Raw genomic sequence first — 14,990 nt, forward strand, 5'->3', positions numbered from 1 at the left:
TTGCCTATGAGTCTTTGGAAGGGAAAAGAGTACTCAGCTGGGTCATCCCAGAGTCGGGGGAGGCAAGAACCGTGGGTCCGCCGGGCTGGTCTCGGGTATCCGCAATGACCCGGGCCATCGACGCTTGGGCGAGAACGACGACGTCGCACTCCCCTGCAAGCTCGGAGAACGCGGCGAGCACTAAACTGTCGTGCTTCGCGCGGTCACCTGAGCGTAGGGCAGTGAAGGCGCCGTCGACTTTCTTGGCAGTGATAGTGGGCGATTTGTTCTGCCCTTTGGCTGAATCCTGCACGAGCCGTGTGGTCGGCCCAAGGGTTGCAGATAGGGTCGCGAGCACGCCAATCCTCTCACCGGACAGTACGGCCAGCGTGGCCATTGGAGTGTCGATGCGCAGGACAGGGATGGAGACGAAGCCAGCAGCGGCGGTGGCCGCTTCTCCGATGGAAGAGCAACTCACCAACAGGGCCTGGGCACCGGATTCCTCAGCGTAGCGGGCATAGTTAACCAGCCGCCGTCGAACGTGTGCAGGCGTTGTTCCTATGGCAATGGTGTCGTGGAGCAGTGACTCGTCCACGAAGTGCATGACGCGGACGCCAGGAACGGTGCCCCTTGCCTTGGCTTCCATGTCCGTGACCAGTCCAGGCACCGTGTGCAGCATTGCGAGGGTGTTCAAGGATAAGTTCATATTTTCAGCGTAAGACACAAGAAGATGCCAATTAGCTGGGCTTGAGAGAAGGCATTGTTTCTGGGAGCGCAAGAAGCAAACACTTAGTCGGCCTCCTGGCATGAAAACTGCTCCCCGGTAGCTGGGACTGATTTCTCAATCCAAGCTGCCGGAGAGCAGTTCAGTATGAATGCGGGACTCTCGCCCGCTAAATTCCATCTGTTGGCTTTTTGGGCCTGCTCATCAGCGGCGGGAACGTCCGCAACGACCCACATCTTGCGGACCGTTTCATGGATGGTCCAGTGCCCCTCCCAGCCAGCGGGAGTCACGAACAGGGTACCGGGCTCGATGTCGAAGCGGGTCTGAATGGCTAAGAGCCGATCCTGGCAGCAAGGCCCTGCCTCAGATGCTCAATGACTGCGATGATCCGGCGTGGCGTCCTGGCCGTGGAGGGATAGAGCGCGTAGATGTCGGCGCTGGGCGTCTGGACGTCTGGGATAACCTGCTGTAGTACCCCCTGCTGGATCAGCGGGTTGACGTGCCAAGTGGAGCGCATGATCAAGCCCAGCCCTTGCATGCACCAGTCCGTCACCACATCCCCGTCGTCGCTGATCATGCTGCCGCTAACGTCCACGTATTCCTGCTCCTTGTCGCCAAAGCGCCACAGTGAGTAGTCGCCATTGTTTTCCCGCAGGACGATGCAGTTGTGCCTTTCGAGGTCCCGGATGGTCCGCAATGGCGGGGCGCTGTCCAGGTAGCTGGGCGCCGCACACACAATCCTTCGATTCCGTGCAAGAAGTTTTGCCTTGAGCCTGGAGTCCGACAGTCCTCCGACGCGAATGGCGATGTCGAAATTCGTACCCGAGATGTTCAACGGTAGCGGAGAAAGCTCCAGGTCTATCTGGATCAACGGATGCTGCCGGACAAACTCCCCCAACAGCGGCGCAATGTGCTTACGGCCTATCCCCAGGCTCGAATGCACAGTGATGCGTCCTTTAAGCTCACCATGCTGCGTGGAAAGCGCTTCTTCGAGATCAGTCTTCTGTTGCAGGATGGTCAAGGCGCCTGCCGCATAGAGCCGCCCCTCTTCGGTGAGGGTCAGACGCCGGGTGCTGCGCCGGACCAGTGGTACACCTAGGCGCGACTCCAGCGCGGTAAGGCGTTTGCTCACCGCCGACACTGACTTTCCCCAGTTCCTGGCAGCTTCCGTAAGGCTCTGGGACCGGGAGATTTGTTCAAAAAAGTCCAGATCATCGATCGATGTAAGGTCCATGACTGCTTCTTTCGTTTGTGGAAACAATGCATTCTCTCATGGCCTATTAATCAGCATCTTCTTGTGTCGTAGGCTGATCTGACTGGAAGCACAGCCGAGGTGGCGCCCTTCAAAGGCACACCAGGAATCGGGATAACGGCGTGCAACAAGGGAAAGCAAGGTATAGGCGTGACTACACTCGAAACGGACGTCGTAATCCTCGGAGTCGGCTCTGTAGGAAGCATGGCAAGTTGGCAGTTCGCCTCCCGGGGTCAGCGGGTTATCGGAGTAGACAGGTTTTCGATTCCCGGCCCGTTCTCTGCCTATGCCGGCGAATCGCGCTTATTCCGCAAGGTCTACGCCGAAGGCGGGCATTACACACCTCTTTTGCAGAGGTCACAGGATCTGTGGCGAGTTCTGGAGAAAATCAGCGGAACCCGCCTGCTCAACACTACGGGCGCTGTCACGATCTACGACGAACACAATCCGCGGTTGGCATCGCTCCTTGCAGCCGGAAAAGACAATGGCCTTGACTACGAGTTGCTCCGGGGCGACGAAGCCAGGGGAAAGTATCCCGAACATGTGATCAGGGACGCTGATGTCACCATCTTCGACCCCGAGGGCGGCTACGTGAGTTCAGAGAAGGCCGTGACCGCCGCACTCGTGCAGGCTACCCGGCTAGGTGCCAAATTCCTTGGAAACCGGCAAGCGCACAGCGTTGAACCGTTCGGCGACCGGTACATCGTGCGCACCGATCAAGAAGAAATCATCGCCTCCAAGATTGTCATCTCCCAGGGCAATGGTGCCGGCACAGTATGCAAGCAACTCGGTGTCCACCTTGCAGTCCTGCCGCAGATCCTGACATGGTTCCCCGTAGTGGACCCAGCTGCGTTCTGCAGGGAAGACATGCCGGTCTTCCTGAGGAGGGCAGAGGAAAACGGAAGGTCGGACAACGCCCAGCTTTACGGGTTCCCGAGCGCAGATGGCTGGACGGTGAAAGTCGTGGCGAGCATATTTCTGGACGAGGTTGAGTCCATGGAGAAGCCCCCGACGTGGGATCCTCGGCATTTGGATACTATCCGGGCGTGGGTCCGGGAATTCATTCCAGGGCTGATTCCGGACCCCGTGAGGGTTGCCACATGCGCGGACGGTCATTTACCGGATACGACCGCACTGTTCGGCAAAGTGCCAGGGATGGAAGGCGTGGTCGTTGCGGCCGGCTTCTCCGGCCACGGTTTCAAGATGGCTTCTGGGCTCGGAGCTATTGCAGCCGACCTCCTGCTGGACGGAACAACGGCCACAGACGTCAGTTTCATGAACCCCGGCAGGTTCCTCGGGCCGGATACCCGACTCACGTCCCTGGCTCTGAGCTAAAGGAAAAATCGTCCCAACACGACAAAGTACAAGCTAACAAAGGAACGGATTAATCATGGCAAACACGAACTTCCGGCCGAAGTACATCTCTTATGACGTCTACGGCACGTTGATCAACTTCAACATCTATCCCACTACCCAGCGCCTGCTCGATGGCCGCATCCCAGACGAGCAGTGGTTGGCTTTTAAGAAGACTTTCCGTGCATACCGGTTCGACGAGGTCAATGGCGACTACAAGCCCTACGAGCAGATCCTTCAGGATGCCTTTGACCGCGCATGCAAGCGGTTTGGCATTGGGCCGACCCCCGGTGCCGGTGGAGAGCTCGCTGAGGCTGTACGCAACGCCGTTGCCCACGAGGACGTGCCGGCGGCGCTGAAACTCCAAGGCGACAACTACAAGCTGGTGGCTTTGTCCAACGCTGACGACAGCTTCCTGGACATCAGCATTCCCAAGCTAGGCGCAGATTGGCACGCCGTCTTTACCGCTGAGCAGACCGGGGCTTACAAACCACGCCTCCAGGCGTTTGAGTACATGCTGGACACTCTGAACGCCAAGCCCGAGGACTTCCTGCATGTCTCCTCGCACCCACTGTACGACCACATCCCGATGTACAACCTGGGTTTCCGAGACCTTGTAATGCTGGACCGTGGCGCTGAACCTTTCGCGGATGGCTACAACATCTTCACGGTGAAGTCCCTGGACGAGCTGAACAAGCACCTCGGTCTATAGTCCCGATTCACCGCCCGCTTTAGGTATGTTCTACCTAGCCGGACCTGTTGGAGCTGCTTTAATAGGTCCGGCTTCCCGTATTGCGGGAACCGGCGTCACGCCAGTGGTTCTGATTTTCATTACCCCCAGACTGGCAGCTCGCCAAAGTTCCGATAGTCGTTGGCGACCTTCAATAGGACTTCATCGTGGGCGCCCCAGAGCTTCCGTTAAAGGTCACTGCAGGTTGAGAGTTCGCCCACAAGATCGCTGAGCTGACGGTCGTAGGGGGGAACGGCCTGCTTCGACGCCTAGCGCGACCCGGTTTCAATGTTCAACTAGACGCCTCGAATCCTCGGGGATTCGAGGCGTCGTAAAGTGCACGATTCCCAAATTCACAGCTTTCTACTTCGGCGATCTTGTTATTGCCTGATCCCCGAACCGCGCTTCGTCCCGACGGCGCCGAAGGTGAACGAGGCTTTCCTCCAAGGCACGGACTTCGCCAAGCCACTGGTGGTTTCGTGCCTCGTCGAGCCGTTCTTCGGCGTTGGCGGCCATGTCTTCGATTCGGCCTGCCTGGGCTGGATCCACCTGAAGGAACCGGCACTTTATGCAGGCGTGCTCATGCACGCACGGGGTCGCGTAAGGCCGGTGACAGGTGCCTAGCGCTACACGCCGCAGGAGGAAGTGCTGTTCGAACTCTGCCCATTCAGCCTCTGTTGCTGCACGGAGTTCCTGATCGGGGCGGGTTTGCCGACGCCGTTCGATGAATGCGTGGTGAGCTTGGATAACCTGTTCGGGGAAAACTGCGGTGTAGCCGCGGGTAGTCTCCAAGTTCAGATGGCCGAGCAGCGTCGAAACGATATGCAGAGGCAGTCCCGAACCGACCAGATCCGTGGCGAACAGCCGGCGGAAGTCGTGGGGTGTGAACGTCACTGGTAAGCCGCCTTCGTTCAGGCCCGCGTGGGCGGCGATGCCGATGAGCAGTTTCCGGACGATTTGGTACGAGAGTACGTTCTGGGTTGGACCGAGGAGTCTAGCGAACAGGTGTGGAAGTGGGTCACTGAACGTCTTGTCGTTGGGGTCGTACCGGGTGGACAGGGGCACTGTGTCGCTGGCGCCGCGGGCTCGTCGTTGGACCTCGAGAAGGATTTTCACCAGTTCTGGGGACATGGGGATAAGGCGTTCCTGATCGTTTTTGGACGGAACGATGTGCAGCAGGGGCACGATGGTGTTCGTGGTGGGGGCGATGTAGTGGCGTAGGGAGAGCTGAGTCAGTTCCAACAGTTCCTCGAGTCTGACGCCAGTCTCTTTGAGCGTTGCCGCAATTGCCCAGCCCCAAAAGCCGTCTGCTTCCAGGGCCGTGATGTCGGCACGTTTCCCCACAGACACCAGAGGTTTGGCTCCAGCCTCTACGGCAATTACTTTCGCCCAGACCCGGACGCGGACAAGCCTCGCCGACCGTACCGGCGGGTCGTGCCGCCAGTATGTCACCCCCGCGAAGGTGAAGACCTCCCCATGGGCGGCCGAGGCGGCGCGTTCGAGTAATGCTCTTCCGTGAGTGCGGCGTTCGTCTGCAGCGCGCATGAAAGCCGGAAGCAGCGGAGTCAACGACCTGGTGCGCTGCTGCATCCGCGCTTGGACTTGTCGCCGCTGCTTGGACTGGGCTTTTGACTCAGCCCGTGGCAGCGGGATGGGCGCGACCCAGTGGGCCCATCGTTCGGGCTGTTCATGTGACCACTCTGCGAGATCGCGGTAGAGGGCCCGGACGGCGAAGTAGGTGGAGGCAGTTTCCCTGCGGGGCAATCCATCCAGGGTTACTTTCACCCGTTCGCGCCATTGGGCCGCGACGTCGGGGGCAAGGTGTAGGTTCTGCTGGTCGGGGTTGATGTCGAGAACCTCGGCCCAAAACAAGCGCACGAGCCGGTAGGCCAGGCCTTCCAGGGAGCCGTAGTCCATGTTGGGTTTGAGTTCTTCAAGGTATTCGATCAGCAGATTACGGACTCCTGACTCGGGGATCCCATACCGTTTGACCAGTGTTTCGACAGTGTGTTGGCGGTTGGCGACGCTGGCATGCCAGGCGACCCGGAGAGTCGGGGACTCACCTGCCAGGGGTCCGAGCGCAACGAGCAACTCCCAAGCCAGATGTTCCCTGGTATGGCGTCGGCTCATGCGGGCAATGTGGGAGTAGGCAAGGATGTCTTCGCCGTTGAGCTGTCCCAGGCGTTTTCCGGTCCTGACCATGACTCTGGCGATGGCATTCTCAGCGTTCCGGCGAACGAGTTCGTGTGCGGCACGATACTGGGGCAGGTTTCTTAGACGTGCTGTTTCCTCGGGCTCGGCGACATCCAGGAACGTCGTGTTCCTGGGGCCTGTGTTCCATGCTGTTGATGAGAACAACCACTCATACGAAGGGCGCACAAGCCGTGCTTTGATGATGTAGGCCGTTCCGGCGCTGGCTTGGGCCGGGGTAAGCGACAATCGGGCACTGAGTTCAGCGGTGCCAGTCCTGGGTGCTTCGTCCAAGCCGGAAGCGAACCACCGCTCATCCCATGTCTCCCCCGGGAATCCGTTGATCCAGCCCAGAACTGCACGGATACCGCGTCGGAACAGCGGCCGGTACTTTTTACTTCTGCAGTACACATCGACGAGGGGCTCCGCCCAAGCCAATGCCTCGGGGATGCCGAGCCGTTGGAGGTGCCGAAACTCCCAATGTTCATCCAGCGATCTAAGCGTCCCGGAGTCGAAAGCCTGCCGAGGTAACACCCTTGTCCCTGCATGGGCGGCAGTGTCCGCTTGCAGCCGCAGTTCCCTCGCCCGGGCGTACGTCTGCGCCGCTGCTACCCGCTCCGGCGATCTCGGGTCCGCGATCGTGGTGTCCTCCGTCATTCGCCCAGTCCCAACAGTTCCCGCAGTGCCGCGGCGTCGTACTCGGGCTCGATTCCCGGCGCCGGTGGTTTGGGTCTGGCGTAATGGTCGAGAACCTTTTCCAAGATGTCCTCCATCCTTGGCTGCGTGTAGATGGTGGTGGTCGTGACATTGACGTGTCGCAACACTGTCTGGACATCGACCAGCGTGAAAGCGGGGTCCGCGATCATGCGCTCGGCGGCGGTGTGCCGCAGATCGTGCAGGGTCCAGTTCGACCCCAGCTGCTTCTGTGCCCTGGCGAACATCTGCCGCGCGGCTGAATAGCGTAATGGTCGGCGATTCTTTGGGTGCAGCGTCCACCAGACCGGATCCCCAGGCTCGCTGGGCTGGCCTTGACGCATGTATAAGGCCAACCACACGAAGGCATCCGGACTGGCCGGTACTAAGTCTCGGTTACGGGCGCCTTTACTCGTCACCATGAGAGTGTGTTCGCCGAAGTCGTAATCCCCGTGCCGCAAGCCAAGGAGTTCCTCGGCGCGGACGCCGCTGCTGAGCCAGAATGACAGCAATGCCCGATCACGGTGGTTGCCCAGGCAGTTGAAAATTGAGGCCACGGCATCATCAGGGATCCCTCGCCAAACCGGCTTCGGAACCCGCTGCCGGTAGGTGCCCCGCCTGGGAGGCCGGAACTGCTCCATGGGATTGTGGTGTGCATAGGCTCGTGGCCCGATTCCACGTTTCCGCGGAACGGGGTTCACCAGCGGTCCCAGGTTCATCTCGAGTGCGAAATCATAGAAGCTCGACAAAACCGTCAGCTGGTGGTTAATGGAATTGGCTGAGAACGTCGACCTCGGTCCCCGCTTGCGCGTGACTGTATTAGTCGTGTCAGCCCGCTCGGCTTGCCTCCTCAAAGTGTTCGCCGTCGGCGAGGCGCGCATATACTCCACCAACGCTCTGACATCCAGCCGCTCAGCACGCTCCCACGGGACAAAGCGACCGTGCAGAAACCGAAACCAACGCAGCAGGTCGTAGGCATAGCTCCGAAGCGTCGCTGGGGAACAATCCGACGCAGCAAGATCACGCAGGAACGAGGTGACAGCCTCATGCTCAGTCTCAGGAAACACCAGCCGAAAGGGAAGTCCCGTCTCCGACTCCACGACCCTGCCTAAACTCTCCGTCATGCCGCTCAGCTTTCCTGCCGAAGATTGCGAGAAGACCAACACAAAGTGCAGTTAACATGCCGGGCCATAGCTCTGAATGATTCCGACGAAGTGACCCTTTGGAGCCGACAGGGCAAGGAACTCTCCCGCATCTTCCCTGAACTGTGCGCAGCTTTTCGGGATCAGGTTCCGCCCGGCGTGGTCCTGGACGGTGAGGCGATCATCTGGAACGGGGACCGGCTGGACTTCGAGGCGCTGCAGCGCCGCATGGTCAGCTCCAGGGCGGCTCTGCCGGCAATGGTCCATGAACTGCCGGCCTCCTTCGCGGCCTTTGATGTTCTGGCCGTTGCTGGGCAGGACATCCGGGGTGTCCCGTTTACGGGCCGCCGGCAGCTGCTCGAGGAACTGGCCCGGGACTGGTCCGCTCCGTTGAACCTCTCCCCCACCACTACGGACATGGAATTGGCCAAGACATGGTTGAGGGATCTGCCCGCCACAGGAGTGGAAGGGCTGGTTTTCAAGGGAGGATCCCAGCCATACGATGGCTCCCGCTCCTGGTTGAAGTTGAAGACAAAAACCACTCTGGACGCGGTCTGCGCGGCCGTCATCGGCCCGATCAGCCAGCCGCAGGCGATCATCGCCGGCCTGCCGATCGATGGGCAGCTGCGGATCGTGGGCCGGTCCACGATCCTCTCGACGCGGGCAGGGCGTGAGCTGGGCCGCCAGCTCCACCCCGCACAGCCCGGGCATCCCTGGCCGGAAAAAATCAGCGAGACCTCGCTGAACAGATTCAGCAAAGACAAAGGCCCGGTTCACCTGACACTGGTCGAACCGATCGTGGTCGAGATATCGGCCGACGTCGCGTGGACCGGCAAATCCTTCAGGCACGGTGTAGGTTTCGTCCGCGTCCGTCCGGAGTTAGATCCTGATGATGTCAAACTTCCCCAGTCCCTCAAGGTCAGCAATGCGCACTGACCTCTTACCGTTCCTCGGACCTGGCAGAAACTCTTGCGCGAACCAGGGCCGCGCGGGGTGGCGATAAAGCGGTCAAAAGCGCGGCCAGGTTAGGTCCGCCCATGTATAGACCTCGACCAAAAGCACAGTCCTGCCGCGTATGAGCACCTCGTCAGTCCACCGTTTATTACCGTCCCAAAAGATATCCGACCGGTCTATTGCTTATTTGAGACGACCGGTCTATTCTGAAGTTATTACCCGGACAAAAGGATCACGATGAGCACGGACACCAAGCAGCGAATCGCCAGCACGGCGCTTGATCTTTTTCACGCGAACGGATACTCGGCGACCGGGGTATCGGACATCGCTCGTGCCGCCGGAGTTCCCAAGGGATCCTTCTACCACTTCTTTGAAAGCAAGGAAGCTCTCGCCGCTGAAACGGTAAAGCTCTACGAAACGACGATCAACTATGACCTGCTCGACAGGGGCTCACCATCCCCGCTGGCCCGAATCAAGTCTCATCTGACCTTCATTACCGCGATGGCAGAAACGGATGACTTCCAGCGGGGCTGCCTGCTGGGCAATTTCTCAACCGAGATGCCTTCCCAAAGTGCTACTGTCACCGCAGCGGTCGAACGCTCGCTCGAGCTGTGGACCGGGAAGCTTGCGAAGGCCATCTCCCAGGCACAAACTGAACAAGAGATCTCCAACCGCAGCGATCCGCAGCGGCTCGCCGGCTTCATCATTGCCAGCTTCGAAGGTGCCGTCGCGCGATCCAAGCTCACACGGTCACGGGCGCCCCTCGACGGGTTCCTGGAAACCGTTTACTCCGACATCCTGGCCTAACCGCCAGCCCCTCCACGCGACATTTTTGCTATACCCATTCTGAGACGACCGGTCTACTACCACTTGAAAGGCCATTTCATGTCCCAATACACAGCCCCGAACCTCTTTATTGCAGGTGCCAACGGCACCACGTACGCCTATCGCCGATTCGGCCAAGCAGGCACCACACCCATCGTCTTTTTCCAGCACTTCCGCGGGAATCTCGATAACTGGGACCCGGCGCTCGTTGACGCTATCGCCGCAGAACGGGAAGTCATCCTCTTCGACGCCAGCGGGATAGCCCTCTCGACCGGCGCAACTCCGACAACCTTCAAGGATTTCGGTGACGACGCGCTGACTTTCATCGACGCTCTCGGATTGTCCGAAGTTGATCTCTTTGGTTTTTCCATCGGTGGGTTCGTGGCCCAGGAAGTCGCCCTTCAGCGCCCCGATCTGGTCCGCCGCATCGTCTTGGCCGGCACAGGCCCCGAAGGCGGGGAAAACATGCACGGCTGGGCAGATGAACCACACGCCCACGCAATGAAAGATGTCCAGGACGCGGAAGACATCCACTTCCTCTTCTTCAACCCCTCCCCTGAAAGCAGGAAGAAGGGTGAGGAATTCGTCGGCCGCATCTTCACCCGGGCAGAGGACAGGGACGCGGATGTCTCCCTGGCAGCCCGGGACATCCAATCCGCCGCCATCATCGAATGGGGCATCCCGAATCCGGACAAGCTGGATCGGCTGACGTCGATCCAGGCACCCACCCTGGTAGCAAACGGGGACAACGACATCATGGTGCCCACCGCCAACTCCTACCTGTTGGCCGCTGCAATCCCGCATTCCGAACTCACCATCTATGCGAACGCCAACCACGGATTCCTCTTCCAGTACCCCCAAGAGTTCGCTGCTGAGGTTCTCGCCTTCCTGCAGAAGAACTAAACACCTCCCCATCCCAACCGAAGGACAAAGCAGTGCAGACGAAAATCACACTCATCATCGACAACCCGGAAGTACCGGAAGCATTCGAACACCACGTGCCGGCGCTGTTGGCCCTGGCAAAAGACCTCCCCGGCTTGGTCCGGACCGAGTCGGCAAAGGTCTGGCCCAAGGTGGACACCACCCCGACACCGGCCTACCGGACCCTTGACCTTTACTTCCCGGACTACGCGGCAGCTTCCCAGTCCGTAGCCACTGCCCAGGCCGGGGCGTTCTTCCAAAAGCTCACCGAAGCCGGCGGAACATTTACCGGACTCTTCTCCGAGCTCGACCGCAACTGATAAAACACCCGCCGCATCGGTCCCTCAAACCCGGAAATCTGAAAGAAGAAGATCATGAACGACCTCATCGAATTCATCCACGCCAAACGGCATACCGCACCATCCTGGGACGGCGTCCGCAGCGTCTCAGCAAAGATTCGCGTCCACGGCGTTTTCTGGCCTTTCAAGGGCCAGCCTGACCTGCTCGGAGACGTGACAGTCAAAGCCGACCTCAACCGGCAGCGCATCAGCATCACCCCCTTCGGGCCCGGCCGTACCCTGCATTTCGACGCTGCCCAAGACCTTGTGACCATCACCGACGAAACGGGCGATGTGGTGGACAGCCTTTCGGCACCCCGCCGCAGCATGGCCGGTTACCTCGGAGATACACAGTGGTCACCGACCCAAATGGGCTACTTCATTTCCTACGCAACATGGACGTACCTGGCCGAACCGCAGCTCTTCACCCTCCCAGGAGTGAAGACACGCGAAATCGATCCCTGGTCCGAAGACGGCGAGACATGGCGCCGGCTCGAAGTGACCTTCCCGGATTCCATCCACAGCCACAGCAAGGTCCAGACCTACTACTTCGACTCTGAGACGGGCGAACAGCGGCGGATGGACTACGACGTCGAAGTCAACGGCTGGGCCGAAGTCGCCCATTACACCTCCGAACACAAAGACTTCCGAGGACTGACCGCCCCCACCCGCCGCCGTGTACTCCTGCGCGATAAGGACAACAACGGCCTGCACAACTTTGCCGCAATCCTCCTGGATCTTCAGGATCTCCGACCCGCCAACTGACCCCCAGCCCGACCATCCAACCCACACAAGGAGCATCACAATGTCTGTCCCCACCACGGAAATCCTGAAGAACGCCCTCGATCAAGCCGCGACCGATCACGGCGTCTACGAGGCCACTGTCCTGGGCGGTGTCCACGACGTCGAGTGGCCCACCTGGTACGCCGACCACATGAGCCAAGCACTGGCCAATGACGGCTACAACCTGGCCCTAGCGGCAGAAGAGAAGCCCAAAGAAATCAGCACCCTGGAACTGAAACTAGAAGTCCTCGTACTTCCCGTCACCGACGTCGACCGGGCCAAGGACTTCTACGAGAAAGCTGGCTTCCGCTTGGACGCGGACTTCAACATCAGCGAGAACTTCAGAATCATCCAGCTCACCCCGCCCGGTTCGGAAATGTCCATCATCTTCGGCAAGGGCGTCACGGAATCTGCGCCCGGCTCGGTCCAGAACCTCCACCTCATCGTTAAGGACATCGTCGCCGCACAGGCAGAACTACACCGTCGCGGGATCGACATCAGCGAAGTCTGGCATGACGCCGACGGGCTCTTCCACCAACCCGGCGGACGGAACCGCATCAGTGGCCCATCCCCGGACAGGTCAGACTACGGCTCCTTTGCATCCTTCAGCGACCCGGACGGCAACGGCTGGTTCCTTCAGGAAGTCCTCACCAGGGCGCCCGGACGATGAGCGACCACGGGTCCGCAGAATATGACCTGATCATCCTTGGCGGCGGCGCAGTCGGAGAAAACATCGCCGACCGCGCCGTCCAAGGCGGCCTCACAGCCGTCATCGTGGAAAACGAACTCGTCGGCGGAGAATGCTCCTACTGGGCATGCATGCCCTCCAAAGTCCTGCTGCGCTCCACCCAAGCTCTTCGAGCAGCCCGCCAACTCCCGGGAGCCGCCGAGGCAGTCACAGGACAGCTCAACATTGAAGCGGTCCTGGCACGACGGGACTACTACACGAGCAACTGGTTAGACGCCGGACAGGTCCAATGGCTCAACAGCGCCGGGATTGGCCTGATCCGGGGCCACGGCCGAATCACCGGAACCAAGCGGGTCACTGTCACCGCCGCTGACGGGTCAACCACAGAAATCACAGCCCGGCATGCCGTGGCAGTGGCCACCGGCTCAAGCGCCCTCATCCCCGACATCGAAGGACTAACCGACGCGCGACCCTGGACGAGCAGGGAAGCGACCAGCATCAAGACAGTCTCTGAAAGCCTCGCCATCATCGGCGGAGGAGTAGTCGCCACCGAGATGGCAGCAGCGTTTGCCGGATTCGGAACGAAAGTAACGCTGATTTCCCGCAGCGGTCTCCTGACCTCCATGGAACCGTTCGCCGGCGAACTCGTCGGCGCCGCCCTCCGCGACCAAGGCGTCAACCTGCTCCTGGACACCAAAACAACCAGCGTTCAACGCACCGGAGGCAGCGTCACTTTAGAAACCAGCGACGGCCAAACCATCACGGCACAAGAAGTGCTCGTCGCAACCGGACGCACGCCGAACACCCGCGACGTCGGGCTTGGTAGCCTCGGGCTCACCCCAGGCGATTGGATCGAAACGGACGACACCTTGAGGGTTCCCGGCTTTGACTGGCTCTACGCCGCCGGCGACGTAACGAACCGGGCACTGTTGACCCACCAGGGCAAGTACCAGGCACGTGCGGTAGGCGACCTCATCGCCGCCAGGGCAACAGGAACACCCGTGGATGTCACCTCGTGGGGCCGACATGTTGCAACAGCCGACCACTCAGCAGTACCACAGGTCACCTTCACTGATCCCGAAATTGCCTCGGTTGGACTGACCGCCCATGCCGCCACAAAGGCCGGCTACGACATCCGCGTTGTGGACTACGAAATTGGAAACGTGGCCGGCGCCGGCTTGCACGCCGAAGGTTACAAGGGCACCGCCCGAATGGTGGTCGACGAAGCCCGGAAAGTCATCCTGGGCGTCACCTTCGTAGGTCCCGACGTCAGCGAAATGCTACACGCAGCAACCATCGCAATCGTCGCCGAGATCCCCTTAGACAGACTCTGGCACGCTGTCCCCGCGTACCCGACCGTTAGCGAAATATGGCTCCGCCTCCTGGAGACCTACGGGCGAGAAGCCCGGTAGCACATCCGCCCCTCCACGGTTTCCAGCCGGTCGAGGGCAGGACATCCAAACGCTCCACCAGGAGCAGCCAGTCCCTCCTCGACCGGCGCGGAAACCTCCAAAACTCAAACCGCCCTAGCGACAGCTGTGCTCAACCGTTCCCTGGATGAACAAGAGAGAAGACCTAATGGCAATCCGCCATTCAGATAGAAACACCAAACTCCCGTTTCGGGTCAGAAACTTCCGGGCCCCTGGCGTGTATCGGTTCTCCCGACACCTGAACCGGGCAGGAGCAACTAATGGCACTCACTGACCGCGAGCAGAAGATGCTCGAGCAACTCGAGCAGCAATTCAAGCAGGACGATCCCGAGTTCGCCAAGGCAATGGAGCCAGAACCTACCGCCACCACATCAATCCGGACCATCGTCGGCGGAATCTCCATCTCGATTGCAGGCTTCGTAATCCTCTTCCTCGGCGTCGGCCTACAAAACCCCGCAGCCAATATACTGATCGGCCTCTCCGGTTTCGCCGTCCTGGTGGCAGGACTCTACATCGCCACCAAAAAGGTCAACCTCCAAAGGAAGCCGAAGCTGAAGACAGCCGAACCAAAGGAAGAAACCACCCGCGCACCGAAACAAGCACCCAAAGACGGCTACAGTAGCGCCGCTTGGTGGCCGATCATGTTCCCCTGGGTCTAACGAGACGGCGCCCCATCACTACAGCAAGGGCGCCGGTTCGACATGGGCCGTGATCCGGTCACCTCGATGACATGCCATAGACATCACGCCTGTATTAGTCATCAGAGAAGCAGAGAATATCTACGCCTCTGAATAACGGACTCCACCAAGTGCTAGGCCTGAACTGGACCCTGCCGACGTCGAACTCCCGCCGCATCTCCAAAACCGTTAACGCATCCATCTCGCGGTGGACGGGTTGTGCACACTGGCGGGCAGGTGGAGCCCTCCGCACAGCTCAAAGCTGTCCCCATTGTGTGCAAGCCGTCCCACGCCGCCCCGTGGGCGGCTTA

General features: G+C 60.1%; 14 protein-coding genes and 1 pseudogene. 10 read left to right on the forward strand and 5 right to left on the reverse strand.

Annotated features, from left to right (window positions below; all coding sequences use genetic code 11):
• Window positions 1-4: 4 nt before the first annotated feature.
• Window positions 5-685 carry an aspartate/glutamate racemase family protein gene (locus M1D89_RS01255; protein ID WP_498643333.1) on the reverse strand — a complete coding sequence of 227 codons (681 nt, stop codon included), beginning with the start codon at window positions 683-685 and terminating at the stop codon, window positions 5-7.
• A 349-nt stretch (window positions 686-1,034) separates the two neighbouring features.
• Window positions 1,035-1,937, reverse strand: a complete 903-nt coding sequence (locus M1D89_RS01260) for a LysR substrate-binding domain-containing protein (RefSeq protein WP_498643335.1) — start codon at window positions 1,935-1,937, stop codon at window positions 1,035-1,037.
• Window positions 1,938-2,105: 168 nt separating this feature from the next.
• Between M1D89_RS01260 and solA the strand changes: the two genes are divergently transcribed.
• On the forward strand, window positions 2,106-3,290 hold the full coding sequence (solA, locus tag M1D89_RS01265) for an N-methyl-L-tryptophan oxidase (RefSeq protein WP_498643337.1): 1,185 nt from the start codon (window positions 2,106-2,108) through the stop codon (window positions 3,288-3,290).
• Between the two features lie 55 nt (window positions 3,291-3,345).
• Window positions 3,346-4,020 (forward strand): haloacid dehalogenase type II, encoded by a 675-nt coding sequence (locus M1D89_RS01270; RefSeq protein ID WP_498643339.1) that lies wholly within the window; start codon window positions 3,346-3,348, stop codon window positions 4,018-4,020.
• Window positions 4,021-4,401: 381 nt separating this feature from the next.
• On the opposite strand, the gene M1D89_RS01275 is transcribed toward M1D89_RS01270, so the two are convergent.
• The 3 genes and pseudogenes from M1D89_RS01275 to M1D89_RS01285 form a co-directional block, all read right to left on the reverse strand.
• The gene (locus M1D89_RS01275) at window positions 4,402-6,885 is read right to left on the reverse strand and encodes a site-specific integrase (protein ID WP_498643341.1); all 2,484 of its coding nucleotides are present in this window, start codon (window positions 6,883-6,885) and stop codon (window positions 4,402-4,404) included.
• On the reverse strand, window positions 6,882-7,478 hold the full coding sequence (locus M1D89_RS01280) for a tyrosine-type recombinase/integrase (protein WP_498643926.1): 597 nt from the start codon (window positions 7,476-7,478) through the stop codon (window positions 6,882-6,884). The genes M1D89_RS01275 and M1D89_RS01280 overlap by 4 nt, the downstream gene beginning before the upstream one ends.
• A gap of 348 nt (window positions 7,479-7,826) precedes the next feature.
• A pseudogene (locus tag M1D89_RS01285) lies at window positions 7,827-8,045 on the reverse strand (site-specific integrase); the annotation flags it as partial.
• 90 nt (window positions 8,046-8,135) lie between these two features.
• Between M1D89_RS01285 and M1D89_RS01290 the strand changes: the two are divergent.
• The 8 genes from M1D89_RS01290 to M1D89_RS01325 all read left to right on the forward strand — a co-directional run bounded on the left by M1D89_RS01290 (window position 8,136) and on the right by M1D89_RS01325 (window position 14,661).
• The gene (locus M1D89_RS01290; protein ID WP_498643343.1) at window positions 8,136-8,999 is read left to right on the forward strand and encodes an ATP-dependent DNA ligase; all 864 of its coding nucleotides are present in this window, start codon (window positions 8,136-8,138) and stop codon (window positions 8,997-8,999) included.
• Window positions 9,000-9,254: 255 nt separating this feature from the next.
• A complete protein-coding gene (locus tag M1D89_RS01295; RefSeq protein WP_498643345.1) occupies window positions 9,255-9,824 on the forward strand; it encodes a TetR/AcrR family transcriptional regulator in 570 nt (189 codons plus the stop codon).
• 78 nt (window positions 9,825-9,902) lie between these two features.
• Window positions 9,903-10,745: an alpha/beta fold hydrolase gene (locus tag M1D89_RS01300; RefSeq protein ID WP_498643347.1), complete on the forward strand. Its 843-nt coding sequence runs from the start codon at window positions 9,903-9,905 to the stop codon at window positions 10,743-10,745.
• A gap of 32 nt (window positions 10,746-10,777) precedes the next feature.
• Window positions 10,778-11,083 carry an EthD domain-containing protein gene (locus M1D89_RS01305; RefSeq protein WP_498643349.1) on the forward strand — a complete coding sequence of 102 codons (306 nt, stop codon included), beginning with the start codon at window positions 10,778-10,780 and terminating at the stop codon, window positions 11,081-11,083.
• Between the two features lie 54 nt (window positions 11,084-11,137).
• The gene (locus M1D89_RS01310) at window positions 11,138-11,866 is read left to right on the forward strand and encodes a hypothetical protein (protein WP_498643351.1); all 729 of its coding nucleotides are present in this window, start codon (window positions 11,138-11,140) and stop codon (window positions 11,864-11,866) included.
• 40 nt (window positions 11,867-11,906) lie between these two features.
• Window positions 11,907-12,554: a VOC family protein gene (locus tag M1D89_RS01315; protein WP_498643353.1), complete on the forward strand. Its 648-nt coding sequence runs from the start codon at window positions 11,907-11,909 to the stop codon at window positions 12,552-12,554.
• Window positions 12,551-13,984: a dihydrolipoyl dehydrogenase family protein gene (locus M1D89_RS01320; protein WP_498643355.1), complete on the forward strand. Its 1,434-nt coding sequence runs from the start codon at window positions 12,551-12,553 to the stop codon at window positions 13,982-13,984. The genes M1D89_RS01315 and M1D89_RS01320 overlap by 4 nt, the downstream gene beginning before the upstream one ends.
• 278 nt (window positions 13,985-14,262) lie before the next feature.
• A complete protein-coding gene (locus M1D89_RS01325; RefSeq protein WP_498643357.1) occupies window positions 14,263-14,661 on the forward strand; it encodes a DUF3040 domain-containing protein in 399 nt (132 codons plus the stop codon).
• Window positions 14,662-14,990: the final 329 nt, after the last annotated feature.

This window comes from Arthrobacter sp. D3-18 (genome assembly GCF_054408525.1).

Bases quoted from the DNA above. Each gene is read 5' to 3' on its own strand.
- M1D89_RS01255 (WP_498643333.1), bottom strand. From the start codon at position 685: ATGAACTTATCCTTGAACACCCTCGCAATGCTGCACACGGTGCCTGGA.
- M1D89_RS01260 (WP_498643335.1), bottom strand. From the start codon at position 1,937: ATGGACCTTACATCGATCGATGATCTGGACTTTTTTGAACAAATCTCC.
- M1D89_RS01270 (WP_498643339.1), top strand. From the start codon at position 3,346: ATGGCAAACACGAACTTCCGGCCGAAGTACATCTCTTATGACGTCTAC.
- M1D89_RS01275 (WP_498643341.1), bottom strand. From the start codon at position 6,885: ATGACGGAGGACACCACGATCGCGGACCCGAGATCGCCGGAGCGGGTA.
- M1D89_RS01295 (WP_498643345.1), top strand. From the start codon at position 9,255: ATGAGCACGGACACCAAGCAGCGAATCGCCAGCACGGCGCTTGATCTT.
- M1D89_RS01300 (WP_498643347.1), top strand. From the start codon at position 9,903: ATGTCCCAATACACAGCCCCGAACCTCTTTATTGCAGGTGCCAACGGC.
- M1D89_RS01310 (WP_498643351.1), top strand. From the start codon at position 11,138: ATGAACGACCTCATCGAATTCATCCACGCCAAACGGCATACCGCACCA.
- M1D89_RS01315 (WP_498643353.1), top strand. From the start codon at position 11,907: ATGTCTGTCCCCACCACGGAAATCCTGAAGAACGCCCTCGATCAAGCC.
- M1D89_RS01320 (WP_498643355.1), top strand. From the start codon at position 12,551: ATGAGCGACCACGGGTCCGCAGAATATGACCTGATCATCCTTGGCGGC.
- M1D89_RS01325 (WP_498643357.1), top strand. From the start codon at position 14,263: ATGGCACTCACTGACCGCGAGCAGAAGATGCTCGAGCAACTCGAGCAG.